This window comes from Pseudorhodoplanes sp., assembly GCA_032027085.1.
In the GTDB taxonomy this organism is placed as follows: domain Bacteria; phylum Pseudomonadota; class Alphaproteobacteria; order Rhizobiales; family Xanthobacteraceae; genus Pseudorhodoplanes.
In genome coordinates this window covers 926,022-938,020 of the sequence record JAVSMS010000001.1, presented here as the reverse complement: position 1 = coordinate 938,020, position 11,999 = coordinate 926,022, and the positions used below count along the sequence as shown (strand labels likewise).

At 61.9% G+C, this 11,999-nt stretch carries 12 protein-coding genes and 1 pseudogene; 2 read left to right on the top strand and 11 right to left on the bottom strand.

From position 1 onward, the window contains the following. Window positions 1-101 precede the first annotated feature (101 nt). Window positions 102-983 (bottom strand): dioxygenase, encoded by an 882-nt coding sequence (locus RO009_04495; protein ID MDT3684286.1) that lies wholly within the window; start codon window positions 981-983, stop codon window positions 102-104. Between the two features lie 458 nt (window positions 984-1,441). Between RO009_04495 and RO009_04490 the strand changes: the two genes are divergently transcribed. Continuing rightward, window positions 1,442-2,188: a class I SAM-dependent methyltransferase gene (locus tag RO009_04490; GenBank protein MDT3684285.1), complete on the top strand. Its 747-nt coding sequence runs from the start codon at window positions 1,442-1,444 to the stop codon at window positions 2,186-2,188. Here RO009_04490 and RO009_04485 read toward each other — a convergent pair. The 5 genes and pseudogenes from RO009_04485 to RO009_04465 all read right to left on the bottom strand — a co-directional run bounded on the left by RO009_04485 (window position 2,128) and on the right by RO009_04465 (window position 7,216). Next, window positions 2,128-2,741 (bottom strand): annotated as a pseudogene (locus RO009_04485) (HAMP domain-containing sensor histidine kinase). The gene RO009_04490 and the pseudogene RO009_04485 sit on opposite strands and share 61 nt — an antisense overlap. 631 nt (window positions 2,742-3,372) lie before the next feature. Continuing rightward, entirely contained in the window at window positions 3,373-4,893 is a 1,521-nt protein-coding gene (locus RO009_04480; protein ID MDT3684284.1) for a tripartite tricarboxylate transporter permease, read from the bottom strand. Window positions 4,894-4,899: 6 nt separating this feature from the next. Continuing rightward, window positions 4,900-5,370, bottom strand: a complete 471-nt coding sequence (locus tag RO009_04475; protein ID MDT3684283.1) for a tripartite tricarboxylate transporter TctB family protein — start codon at window positions 5,368-5,370, stop codon at window positions 4,900-4,902. A 3-nt stretch (window positions 5,371-5,373) separates the two neighbouring features. Further along, entirely contained in the window at window positions 5,374-6,354 is a 981-nt protein-coding gene (locus tag RO009_04470; protein MDT3684282.1) for a tripartite tricarboxylate transporter substrate binding protein, read from the bottom strand. An 88-nt stretch (window positions 6,355-6,442) separates the two neighbouring features. Next, complete coding sequence (locus RO009_04465; GenBank protein ID MDT3684281.1) at window positions 6,443-7,216, bottom strand: cyclase family protein; 774 nt, start codon at window positions 7,214-7,216, stop codon at window positions 6,443-6,445. A 157-nt stretch (window positions 7,217-7,373) separates the two neighbouring features. On the opposite strand from RO009_04465, the gene RO009_04460 reads away from it, so the two are divergent. Continuing rightward, window positions 7,374-7,679 carry a DUF1330 domain-containing protein gene (locus RO009_04460; protein ID MDT3684280.1) on the top strand — a complete coding sequence of 102 codons (306 nt, stop codon included), beginning with the start codon at window positions 7,374-7,376 and terminating at the stop codon, window positions 7,677-7,679. A gap of 170 nt (window positions 7,680-7,849) precedes the next feature. Here RO009_04460 and RO009_04455 read toward each other — a convergent pair whose 3' ends face one another. The 5 genes from RO009_04455 to RO009_04435 form a co-directional block, all read right to left on the bottom strand. Beyond that, window positions 7,850-8,581, bottom strand: a complete 732-nt coding sequence (locus RO009_04455) for an ABC transporter ATP-binding protein (protein MDT3684279.1) — start codon at window positions 8,579-8,581, stop codon at window positions 7,850-7,852. After that, window positions 8,571-9,308, bottom strand: a complete 738-nt coding sequence (locus RO009_04450) for an ABC transporter ATP-binding protein (GenBank protein MDT3684278.1) — start codon at window positions 9,306-9,308, stop codon at window positions 8,571-8,573. The genes RO009_04455 and RO009_04450 overlap by 11 nt, the downstream gene beginning before the upstream one ends. Next, window positions 9,305-10,348: a branched-chain amino acid ABC transporter permease gene (locus tag RO009_04445; GenBank protein ID MDT3684277.1), complete on the bottom strand. Its 1,044-nt coding sequence runs from the start codon at window positions 10,346-10,348 to the stop codon at window positions 9,305-9,307. Before RO009_04445 ends, RO009_04450 begins: the two co-directional genes overlap by 4 nt. A 2-nt stretch (window positions 10,349-10,350) precedes the next feature. Continuing rightward, the gene (locus RO009_04440; protein MDT3684276.1) at window positions 10,351-11,226 is read right to left on the bottom strand and encodes a branched-chain amino acid ABC transporter permease; all 876 of its coding nucleotides are present in this window, start codon (window positions 11,224-11,226) and stop codon (window positions 10,351-10,353) included. Window positions 11,227-11,545: 319 nt separating this feature from the next. After that, entirely contained in the window at window positions 11,546-11,986 is a 441-nt protein-coding gene (locus tag RO009_04435; GenBank protein ID MDT3684275.1) for a hypothetical protein, read from the bottom strand. Window positions 11,987-11,999: the final 13 nt, after the last annotated feature.

Genomic DNA, 11,999 nt, shown 5'->3' with positions numbered 1-11,999 from the left:
GGAGGTGACACGCGTCAAGGATTTCCGCCCACACAACAAAACATGCAAAAAAACGCCCCGCGATGCGGGGCGCCTGCAACGAAGCGTTTTGCTAAACCTGTCTAGGCCGCCTTCTGCGCCGCTGCGGCCTTGGCCAGCACGAAATCGTACTTCACTTCATAGAACGGCGCGTCGACCGTCTCGCCGTTCGGCGCCTTGCTGCCGGCCGGCTTCTTCACGAAGTCGGTGATCAGCGGCTCCTTCACGCCGAACACCACGTCGGTATCGATATAGTCGTCGCCTTTCTGGAACAGATGCGTGGTCAGGCTCTTGTAGCCCGGCGCCGCAATATGGAAGTGGATATGCGCGGGCCGCATGTGGCTGATCTTGGTCTTGCGCATCAATTCGCCGATCGGGCCATCCATCGGAATGGTGTAGCCGATCGGAGCGACGGTCCGCACCGAATAGCTGCCGTCCGCGTTCGAGTGATAGATGCCGCGCATGTAACCTTCGGCGCCGGCGATCTGCGCCTCGTACAGGCCTTCGCCGTCGGTCTGCCACATGTCGAGCATCGCGCCTGCGATCGGCTTGCCGTCGAGGTCGATGACCTTGCCGGTGACGAAGCAGGGGATGCCGGGGGCGCCTTCCGCCATGTTGCCCCCGTCGGGGATTTCCGGCGAATCTGCGATGTGGAAGGGGCCTTCCACCGTCGAGGGAGTGGCCTTGCCCGGCGCGCGATTGTTGATCGCATCGACCAGCATGCTGATCCCCATGACGTCGGACATCAGGATGAATTCCTGCCGCTTGGCGTCGCAGATCTGGCCGATGCGGGTCAGCCACTGGATGGCAGCAAACCATTCCTCCTGCGTCAGTTCCACCTCCCGCACAAATCCATGCAGGTGCTTCACCGCCGCCATCATCACCTGGCGCAGGCGCGGATCGGGAATGTTGCTCCAGCGCTCGACGGCGAGGTCGGTCAGGTTCTCTTCGGTGACGTAAGTCATGCGTTTCTCCCACACTCCATGCGCACATCTGCGCCGCGGCAACGGCCCTTGTCAGACTGAGCGGCGTCAACTGGGCCGGGCGATCGTGCGTCAATACCACAAACTGCCCTGGCAATTAAACCAAGGCGGCCGGGAGATGATACGCGTGCGCTGAGGTCCGCTCGCCCGCCATATTGCCCGAACCCGCTGCCGCCGGACGCGGCAGATCCTCAGGCTGTGCCTGTCCGGGCCGTTCGATCCGAAGACGGCGGGACCGGGGTTGTTGCGTCTGCTGACGCGCGCCGCCGACGTGCCGGATTTCGTCACGCTCAATGCGACCCTGTTCGAGACGCAGGCCAAGGTGCGCGCCAGCTTGGTGCGGATCTTGGGCGGGGAGCCGTAAATCCGCCACAGCCAGGCGGCTGTCATGTGCGGCCTTGAGCCTCGTTGTCTCATTCAGTTAGGGAGTTTTTCGACAGGTGGACATTCCGCGGATATTCAACATCAGTGAAAGCGCTCACCGCATCCACAACCCGATCACTGCCGACAAACTCGCCACGCTCGGAGCGGCGCTGCGTCTGGAAGTGGGGGCTCGCGTGCTTGATCTCGGTAGCGGTTCGGGCGAGATGCTATGCACCTGGTCGCGCGATCACGGCGTCGTCGGCACTGGTATCGACAAGAGCCGGTTGTTCACTGAGCAAGCGAAGCGTCGTGCGGTCGAACTCGGCGTCGCCGATCGCGTCAATTTCATCCACGGCGACGCTGCCGGCTATGTCGCCGACGAGAAGGTCGATTTGGCAGCTTGTGTCGGCGCCACCTGGATTGGCGGCGGGGTCGCCGGCACGATCGAACTCCTGGCGCAGAGTCTGCGCCCCGGCGGGATGATCCTTGTCGGGGAGCCCTTTTGGCGGCAGCTACCGCCCACGGAAGATGCCGCGAAGGGTTGTCTTGCCAATTCGATCGCCGATTTTCTCATGCTGCCAGAACTTCTCGCGTCCTTTGGCCGCCTCGGCTACGACGTCGTCGAAATGGTTCTGGCTGACCAGGACGGTTGGGACCGATACGAGGCGGCCAAATGGCTCACCATGCGCCGATGGCTTGACGCCAATCCAGGCGACGCTTTCGCGCAAGAGGTCCGCGCCAAACTGACCTCGGAACCCGAGCGCTACGCCGCATATACGCGTGAATATCTGGGCTGGGGTGTGTTCGCGCTGATGAAGCGCTGACTGCGGGCCGAGCTCTGGGCCGCTTCTTCCTTCGGCAGCTGGCACTGCGGCGACAAGGGCAGGCGCACCGTGACGATGGTGCCCTTGCCGAGCGCCGAGCGGATGCGCATCGAGCCGTCATGCGGTTCGGATAGCGACTTGGCGAGGCGGGGCCAAGGCCCGAACCCTGATGTGTTTTGGTGATGTGGCTTTCGCCCCGCGCGAACGGGCGGCCGAGCCGGGTTAATGCATCGGCAGAGATGCCAATGCCGGTGTCGGCGATGCTGAGCACGACGCAGTGATCGGTGGCACGGCCGCGCACGGTGATCTCGCCGCCGGCCGGCGTGAACTTGACCGCGTTCGACAGGAGATTGAGCGCGATCTGCTTGAGCGCGCGGCAGTCGGCGCGCAGCTTCAGATCGGGAGCGATGCGGGCGCCGAGCGCGACGTTCTTCTCCTGCGCGCGCGCCGAGACGACGCGCATGGATTCGGCGAGCAGGGCGTCGAGCGACAGGTCCTCGAAGTCGAGCCGCATGCGGCCGGCTTCGATCTTGGACATGTCGAGGATGTCGTTCCCCAGAACCCCGGATAGGCGCGTCTCGCGGACACCGCCGATGAGTTGAAGGCCGTTGCGCAACGAGTCGGAGCTTCGACGCGCCCCCCGGACCTGCCGAGCTGTGCGAAAGCTCTCGGATCGGGCTCTTGACAATATTCCTACATAGGACTATACTCCGCCGCATCCTGTCCCACGCAAGGGGCGTCTGATCAGCGTCATGAGATGCGGGGCAGGGTGCGGTGGCCGCGAAAGGGCGTGAGACGCACGCCCCGTCGCGGAGGCCCAAGCCGCGATGATCCGGCCCACCGGCCGTGGGTCACCAGCGGAGGATACCAAGACCAGCCGCCCGGCCATGCCGGTCCACGGTGTCTGTCCTCCGGGGTTGTCGCGGAGCAAGCCTCACACACCGCGCGCGGAACGCCGGCGTTCACGGCTTTCCGTGGTGACTAAAAAATCTCGTGTGGCCAACAACGGCTTGCTGCACGAGGCCGCGGGCAGGCTGAGAGCCCGGCGTTCCGCGCGCCCTTGCAGATCGAGCAAGGGAAGGAACACAAGCTGGAATGAAGGCGGACCCGGCGCCTCAAAGAATACGGGCGATGGAGCGCGCCTGCGTTTCAGCGTGTCGTCGGGGCGAGCGGGTTCGCGCCGCTCACTCGCCGGCTTCGGCGGCGGCGAGCTTCGTGCGCCAGTCGCGCCGTGCCACGATCGCCCCATAGATCGCAAGCCCGAGCAGGATGGCGCAGATGGCGAGCAGCACGAGAGCGATCGGCCGATGCAGAAAAATCTCCCACGAGCCGCCCGACATGATCAGCGATTGCCGCAGGCTCATCTCGAAGATCGGGGCGATGACAAGTCCGAGCACCAGCGGCGCCGGGTCGAAACTAAATTTCTTCAGACAATAGCCGAGCACGCCCATGATCAGCATGATCCAGACGTCGATGATCGAATTGTTCACTTCATAGACGCCGATCACGCAGAACATGATGATCATCGGATAGAGATAGGCGTAGGGAATGCGCAGCACGGTGACGAACACGCTCACCAGCGGCAGGTTGAGCGCAAGCAGCATCAGGTTGCCGACATACATCGAGGCGACGAACCCCCAGAACAGGTTGGGGTGGTCGTTGACGAGCGTGGGGCCCGGCGGGATGCCGTGAATGAGCAGCGCCGCCATCAGCACCGCGATCACCGGCCCGGTCGGAATGCCGAGCGCCAGCATCGGCACAAAGGCGCCGGTGGAGGCGGCGTTGTTGGCGGATTCAGGACCTGCGACACCGGCGACCGCGCCCTTGCCGAATTCTTCCGGGTGTTTGGCGATCTTCCGTTCCAGGGCATAGGATGCAAAGCTGGAAATGATATGCGCAGAGCCGGGAATGACGCCGATGAAAAACCCGAGCAGCGAGCCACGCGCCATCGGCCATCGCGCCTCCTGCCATTCCTTTCGGGTCGGCAGCAATTCGCGCAGCCGCGGACTGGTGACATTGGCGGTGACATTGCGGCTCGGCGTCGACAGGATTTCGCCGAGGCCGAACAGCCCGACCGCGACCGGCACGATGCCGATGCCGTCGCCAAGTTCGGGAATATCGAAGCTGAAGCGGAAATGCCCTGTCATCACATCGATGCCGATGGTGCCGATGAGAAGGCCGAGCGCCGCCATCAGCAACGTGCGCAGCAGCGACGAGGTCGACATATAGGCGAGAAAGATCAGGCCGAGCACCAGCAACGCGGTGTATTCCGGCGGTCCGAAGCGCAGGGCGAAGGTCGCAAGCGGCGGCGCGATCAGGGTCAGCATGATCACGCCGAAGGTGCCGGCGAGGAAAGAGCCGACCGCGGCAATGCACAAGGCCGCGCCGGCGCGGCCTTTCTTCGCCATCGCATTGCCGTCGATGCAGGTCATCACCGAGGCGGCTTCGCCGGGAATGCGCAGCAGGATCGACGTTGTCGAGCCGCCATATTGCGAGCCGTAATAGATGCCGGCCAGCATCACGATGGCCTTGGTCGGATCAAGCCCGAAGGTCAGCGGCAACAGGATGCTGACGCCGGCCAGGGGACCAATGCCCGGCAGCATGCCGACCAGCGTGCCAACCAGGCATCCGATGAAGGCGTAAAGCAGCACGTCCGGCCGCAACGCCACGGAAAATCCCAGGAACAGGCTGTCGAGAATTTCCATGGCCGTTCACAACCAGAACAGGCCGCGTTCGAGCGGCGCTTTCAGCAAGATGCCGAACAGCCAATAGGCGAAGAGGGTGAGTCCGCAGGCATAGGCGGCGGCCGCGATGACGTTCTTGCGCTCGATGACCGCCAGCAGCGTGAAGACAAGCAGCGACATGGTGATCAGAAAGCCGAGCGTGGTGTAGAGCGAGACGGCAACCGCAGTGATCGCTGTCACCTGCGCCGCATGCGTCCAGTCGTCCCAGGGCAGGTGCGACAGCGGCTGACTTTCGGCTCCGGTCGCGACGATGCCGAGGCCGAACAGGATCAGCAATCCGGCCATGAGCTTCGGCAGCATGCCGGCGCCAGGCGTCGACAGCGTGCCGAAGGGCAGGTCCCAGCCGATGATAAAAACAAGGACGCCGAGGGCGGCGAAGACGCCCCCGGCGACGTGATCGGAATGCAGCGTCATGGCCGGTTTGTCGGGCCCGCTCACTGGCTAGCCTTGCACCTTGCCGATCGACTGCACCGCGGATTCCACACGCTTGGCGTCCGCGTCCCAGAATGCTTTGAATTCGGACTGATCCTGATAGGCGACTTCCTGACCGAGATTCTTCACAGCAGCGACGAATTGCTCGGCAGAGGCCGCCTTTTTTGCGGTGTCGCGCCAGAAGGTCACGACATTGTCGGGTGTGCCTTTGGGTGCAAACAGTCCGACCCACAGATAAAATTCAATGTCGTAGCCCAGCTCCTTCATGGTCGGCACGTTTGGAACCGAGGCCGCCCGCTTGTCGCCAAAACAGGCGAGCGGACGCAGCTTTCCGGCCTTCATTTGTGCATTTGCCGCCGCAATCGACGAAACCAGCACCTGCGAATTGTTGCCGAGGATCGCCGTCAAAGCCGGTCCGCCGCCGTTGGTCGGCAGATGTTTCATGCGGATGTCGGCAGCCTTCATGAACAAGGCGGTCGGCAAATGCAGCGCGCCATAGAGACCCGACGAAGAGAAGATCAGCTTGTCGGGATTCTTCTTGGCGTCGTCGACCAGTTCCTTGAGCGACTTGTAAGGTTGTTGATCGTTCACAACCAAAACCATCGGGTCGGCGATGAAGCGCGCGATCGGAATGAACGAGTCGCGCGTGAATTTGGGCTGACGGCCAAAGAGTTTGTCCACCTCGGCAAAGCCCGAGATCGATACGATGTGCAGCAGCAGTGTGTAGCCGTCCGGTTTGGCATTTGCGGCAAATTGTGCGCCGACGGCGCCGGCAGCACCTGCTTTCGTTTCGATGACGGCCGGCTGCTTGATGATCGGTTCAAACACCGACGCCAGTGGGCGCGCGACCACGTCCACAGCGCCGCCCGGCGGGAATGGATTGATCAGCGTGACCGGGCGGGACGGATAGGTGTCTTGTGCGAATGACGGTTGAACGGAAAGTGTTGCGACAGCCGCGGCAGAGCCCGCGACGAACTGACGTCGGTCCATGAGCTGCTCCCTTGAAAAGGGGCCGCCATGCGTGTGCCGGCCCTTGTTATGCCGGAAGCCTAACGGCTCAGGATGGATGCGTCGAGCGTCAATCGAGGATCGCCACGGCACGCGTCCAGCCGGCGGAGCCGCCGCGCACCTTCACCGGAAAACAACTGATCATAAAACCTGTTGGCGGTAATAATTCGAGATGATGCAGCTTCTCGAGATGGCAATAACCGATGTCGCGGCCGGCCTTGTGGCCTTCCCAGATCAGACTCGCGTCCTTGGTTGCGGCATATCTCTCCTTGGTGTGCACGAACGGCGCATCCCAGCTCCATCCGTCGGTACCGGTCACACGCACGCCGCGCTCAAGAAGATACAGCGTCGCCTCGCGCCCCATGCCGCAGCCGCGGGAGACGTAATCCGGCTGGCCGTAAGCGGCGCCGGCCGCAGTGTTCACAACCACGATTTCAAATGGTGAAAGTTCGTGACCGATCCTTTTCAGTTCAGCTTCAACGTCGGCTGCGGTTGCGACATAGCCGTCGGGAAAATGCCGGAAATCCAGCTTCACACCCGGATTGAAGCACCATTCGAGCGGCACTTCGTCGATGGTGATGGCGCGTTTGCCGCGGTCCATGGTGGAGGCGAAATGCCACGGTGCGTCGAGATGCGTCGTGCAATGCGTCGACAGCTTTATCCACTCGATCGCCCAGCCTTCGCCGTCTGGAAGATCGCTTTCCTTCAGGCCGGGAAAGAATTTGACGACGTCCGCCGCCGTCTGCCTATGATCAAGATAGTCGATGGTCGGCCCGTAGCCGGGCGGATCGGCGAAAGTCGTGTTCTCGAGTGGAACTGAGATGTCGATCAGTTTGCGTGGCATGACAAAGTCTCTCGGCAGAAAGTTTCTGAACCTGTCTGGCGCATGACGCTCGCGCCTTCACGCCGAGTGAAACAGCGCAGGCGTTGTTGTCCGCAGATGGCTGCGCACTCTATGATAAGGATGTGAATGGGTTTTGACAGCCAAACCGGAGCAAGCAATGCCTGCTTATTGGGTTGCACGGTCGAAGATCAACGATCCCGTGGAGTACAAGAAATATACCGACCGTGTGCCTGACATCCTCGCGAAATACGGCGGCAAAGTGCTGGCGCGCGGCGGCCGCTTCCAGATCATGGAAGGACCGGACAAGTTCCACCGTTTCGTGGTGATCGAATTTCCGACGTTCGAGCAGGGCGTGGCGTGCTTCACTTCCGATGAATACAACGAAGCCGCCGCCTTCCGCCGCAATGGGGCGGGCGAGGTGGAAACGATCATGGTCGAGGGCGGTGAGGCGACGGTCAGATAGCGACGCTGCGACAGAGGCGAGGCGACGGTGCGGTGGACTTCGCCTCTCCCCGCGCGCGCGGAGAGGTCGGTTGCCTAAGCGAAGAGGGCGCGTTGTCACAGTGAGGGCCTTGGCGAAGCCTCGCCCGACTCGCTTCGTTCGCCACTCTGTCCCGCGCGAGGAGAGGTAAATCAGAGACCCAGATAGAACTTGCGGATCAGGTCGTTGTTGTTCAGCTCATCCGCCGACTTGCCGTGGAAGGCGATCTCGCCGTGCACGATCACATAGCCGGAATCGGCGATGCGGATGGCCTGATTGAAATTCTGCTCCGCCATCATCACCGTGAGCTGATACTTGTTCTTCAGGTCGCGGATGGCGTCGATCGTGCGCCCGACTAGGAGCGGCGACAGCCCGACTGACGGCTCGTCCACCAGGAGGATCTTCGGCGCCAGCATCAGGGCGCGCGCCAAAGCCAGCATCTGCTGCTCGCCGCCGCTCATCGAGCCGGCGAGCTGCTTGCGGCGTTCGGCCAGGCGCGGGAAGGTCTCGAGGCAGAATTCAAGATTGGTCTTCATCTGCTGGCGCGCGGTCTTGCGGAAAGCGCCGAGCGCGAGATTTTCCTCCACCGTCAGCTTTGGAAACAGGCGGCGGCCTTCCGGCACCAGCGCGATGCCGAGATCGACGATTTCTTCCGTGGTCTTGCCGATCAGATCGTGCTTGACCCCGTCAATCTCCGCGACGATGCGCCCTTCGCTGGGGCGGCACAGTCCCATGATGCATTTGATGAGCGTGCTCTTGCCGTTGCCGTTGGTGCCGAGCAGCACCACGGTCTGGCCGGAGCCCACATGCATCGAGACATTCTCGATGACGCGCACCGCGCCATAGCCGGCATGGATATTCTCGATGGTCAAACTATTGGCCAAGATACGCCCTCTCGACCTCGGGATCGCGAATGACGTCATCGGGATTGCCGTCGGCGATCTTCTTGCCGGAGACCAGCACCACCAGACGCTGTGAGAAACTCATCACCGCCGACATGATATGCTCGATCAGGATGATGGTAATGCCACGCTCGTTCAGGCGGATGAGCAGCGCGACAATGTCCTTCACCTCGGACTGCGACAGCCCGGCCATCGCCTCGTCGGCGATTAGAAGCTTTGGATCGGCCGCCATCGCACGCGCCAATTCCAGCTTGCGCATCTCGACCTGCGTCAGGTCGCGGGGCATCCTGTGCGCCTTGTGGTCAAGCGCCACAAGGCCAAGAAACTCGTGACAGCGGTCCTTGATCTCGCTGTCGGACAGCGACGTGCCGGGCCGCGCATTGACTGTATAGAGCAGCGGCACGCGAAGGTTCTCCGCCACGGTCAGCGTGTGAAATGGCCGCGGTAGCTGGAAGCTGCGCGCCATGCCGAGATGCGTGCGCTGGTGCGCATGCAATCCGTTCACAAGGCGGCCGTCGAAATGCACAGTGCCGGCTTCGTTGTGCAGCGTGCCGCACAGGCAGTTCACCATGGTGCTCTTGCCTGAGCCGTTCGGTCCGATCAGGCCCAGCCGCTCGCCTTGCGCAACATCGAAGCTGACATTGTCCAGCGCGACGAATCCGCCGAAACGCTTGCTCAGATTCTGGATCTGAAGAAGGGGCTGCGTCATGCTGCGCCCTCCGCTTCACGCTCCCGTTCCCGCACTTCCGGTTCCTTGCTCGGAAAGAATTTGTGCCAGAGGCCAATGATGCCGTTTGGCGCGATGATGACGAAGAAGACCAGCAACAGGCCGACAATCAGCAGGCTTACGGCCGACGAGATTGTGACCGAGGCGACCTGTTGCAGCGTGCCGAGCATGATGGCGCCGATCAGCGGCCCGACCCAGCTCGTGGTACCGCCGATCATCGGCATGGCAATGGCGTTCACCGCATAGGCCAGTCCGAATGCCGAGGCCGGCTCCAGATAGCCGATATAATAAGGGAAGGGGGCGCCGGCCATCCCCATAAAGGCGCCGCTTAATGTCGTCGCGATCAGTTTCAGCCGCAGCGTCGGAACGCCCGAGGCCTCGGCCGCCAATTCATCGTCGCGGATGGTTGCAAAACCGTATCCGAGTTGCGAACGCTCAATGCTGCGGGCCACCGTGATTGCAACAATGGCCAAAACCAGCAGGACCAGGAACAGATATTCGATGTAGTTGATGTTGAAATAGTCTGTGGTGTTCGGGCGGATGATATAGGCGCCGCGCGAGCCGCCGACATAGTCCCAGTTGACGATCAGGGTCTGCAGCACGACTGCAAGGGCAAGTGTCGCGATGGCGAAGAACACACCGCGCAGCCGCAATGTGAGATAACCGGTTCCCAGTCCGACCAGACCCGCAATGAGACCGCCGAGAACGATCAGCACCGGTATCGGCAGCGGGAAAATCCACTCGACCACGGCGTTCAAGTTCTCGGGCAGATACCTCTCGCTGAAGCGCGGAAACTTGTTCAACGCGACGGTCGTATAAGCGCCCATCGCGAAGAAAGCGGCTGATCCGAAATTCACATAACCGCAATAGCCGCCCAGGATGTTCCAGGCGGTAGCAAGCACCACAAATTGCAGCACGACATAGCCGGCAAAATAGACATAGTCGTTGCCGATCATCCGCGCGGCGATAAAGGCGATGATGCCGACGGCGAGCGCTGCAAGGAAAAACTGCCAATTCCGCACGGTCAGCGCCCCAGCAATCCAGCCGGCCGCACAGCCAGCGTCACCAAAAGAAATCCGAAGGCCACGGCCGGCGCCCAGGACGGGCCGTAGAAGGTCGCCGTAATGCTCTCGACAATCCCGAGCAAGAGAGCCGCGATGACCGTACCCGGCAGACTGCCCATGCCGCCCAGGACGCAGATCGCAAACACGCGGCCGATATATTCGCGGCCAACCGAGGGCTCAACCGGCTGGATGACGATCAGCAGCGCGCCGGCAATGGCGGCGGTCGCGATCGAAATCGCAAACGCGATGCGCTTGATGCGGATCGGGTCGGCGGCCATCAGCGACAGCGCAAGCTGGTCCTGTGCCACCGCCATGATCGCCCGGCCGGTGAAGGTCTTGCTCAGGAAAATCTGCAACCCGACCAGCAGCACGGCCGAAACAATGAAGGGGATCAGCATGCGCAGGGGCAGGTCGAAAAAGCTAAAGCGCAATGTGGTCTGGATATAGTCCGCCTGCACGTAGCGGTAATCCACGCCGAAGACCAGAATCAGCAGCACTTCGGTTACGAACAGCAATCCAAAGAAGAAGGCGAGACCGCGCAAGGCTTCCTGTCCGCGCTTCTCGAACGAAAGGTAATAGACCTGATAGACCGCCGATCCGAGCGCATAGAAGATCGGCAGCACGATGATGGCAGTCAGGATCGGATCGACGCCCAGCCGCTGGTTGACGATATAGGCGATGTAGGAGCCGAGAATGATGAAAGCGGGATGCGCGATATTGACGATATCGAGAATGCCGAACGAGATCGAAATGCCGACGGTCACGGCCGCATAGAAGCCGCCGAGAAGCAGGCCGGCAATCAGCGCGTTGATGAAAAGTTCAACAGGAAAGTCCATGCGGTTGCTCGGGTAGGCTCAGACGCGGGTCAGGTCGCCCATTGCGGGCGCGCAACTTCGTGTCGTCGGAAAAAACTGGCCTGAGCAAGCCATTATCGGTCCCCCCCTCGCGGCGCTTCTAACGCCTTCTTATGATTTTCACTACGCCTTGCCAAACGCCTTATCGAGTCAGTGTGCAGGAACCTTGCGCGCTTGGCTAGCCCATTTCAAGCGGCTGCGCATCCGTGACATGGCGCCGCGCTCGCGCTGCCCACATTTCCGATCGATGAAACGCCGGGCGGCAGACCCCGGCGTGCTTGTCTGCATTCGGCAACCAGAATCACGCGGCTTTCAGCCGCACATGCTCCGGCAAGGGCAGGGGCTTGTTGGCGCTGTTGAGGAACTCGACGGTCATGAAGACCATTTCCGTGTCGCCGATATTCTGCAGATCATGCACCTTGAATTCGCCCGAGGCATAGGACTCGTGCCGGGTTTCACCGGGTTGATAGGTATATTCGACCGTCGTGCCGTCATGCACATGCTGGCGGCCGCGCCCGCCCGTCACCGAGGTCCAGAAATAGTCGAGCACGTGGCGATGGAAACCGAAGCGCTTGCCTGGCTGCAGCCGGATCATCCACACGCGCGTGCGCTCGCTTTCCGACAGCAAATGCGATCCGACGCAGGGGTTGGGGTTGTTGCGCTCGCGTTCGAACTCGGCCTTGAGCTCGGCCGTCCATTCGGACCGGTCGGTGGTCAGAGCCGCCTTGTCTTTCATGGTCATGGCCATGGCATTT

Excerpts from the sequence above, each read along its gene's own strand:
- RO009_04495 (MDT3684286.1), bottom strand. The coding sequence starts at position 983 with ATGACTTACGTCACCGAAGAGAACCTGACCGACCTCGCCGTCGAGCGC.
- RO009_04480 (MDT3684284.1), bottom strand. The coding sequence starts at position 4,893 with ATGGAAATTCTCGACAGCCTGTTCCTGGGATTTTCCGTGGCGTTGCGG.
- RO009_04470 (MDT3684282.1), bottom strand. The coding sequence starts at position 6,354 with ATGGACCGACGTCAGTTCGTCGCGGGCTCTGCCGCGGCTGTCGCAACA.
- RO009_04465 (MDT3684281.1), bottom strand. The coding sequence starts at position 7,216 with ATGCCACGCAAACTGATCGACATCTCAGTTCCACTCGAGAACACGACT.
- RO009_04460 (MDT3684280.1), top strand. The coding sequence starts at position 7,374 with ATGCCTGCTTATTGGGTTGCACGGTCGAAGATCAACGATCCCGTGGAG.
- RO009_04450 (MDT3684278.1), bottom strand. The coding sequence starts at position 9,308 with ATGACGCAGCCCCTTCTTCAGATCCAGAATCTGAGCAAGCGTTTCGGC.
- RO009_04440 (MDT3684276.1), bottom strand. The coding sequence starts at position 11,226 with ATGGACTTTCCTGTTGAACTTTTCATCAACGCGCTGATTGCCGGCCTG.
- RO009_04435 (MDT3684275.1), bottom strand. The coding sequence starts at position 11,986 with ATGACCATGAAAGACAAGGCGGCTCTGACCACCGACCGGTCCGAATGG.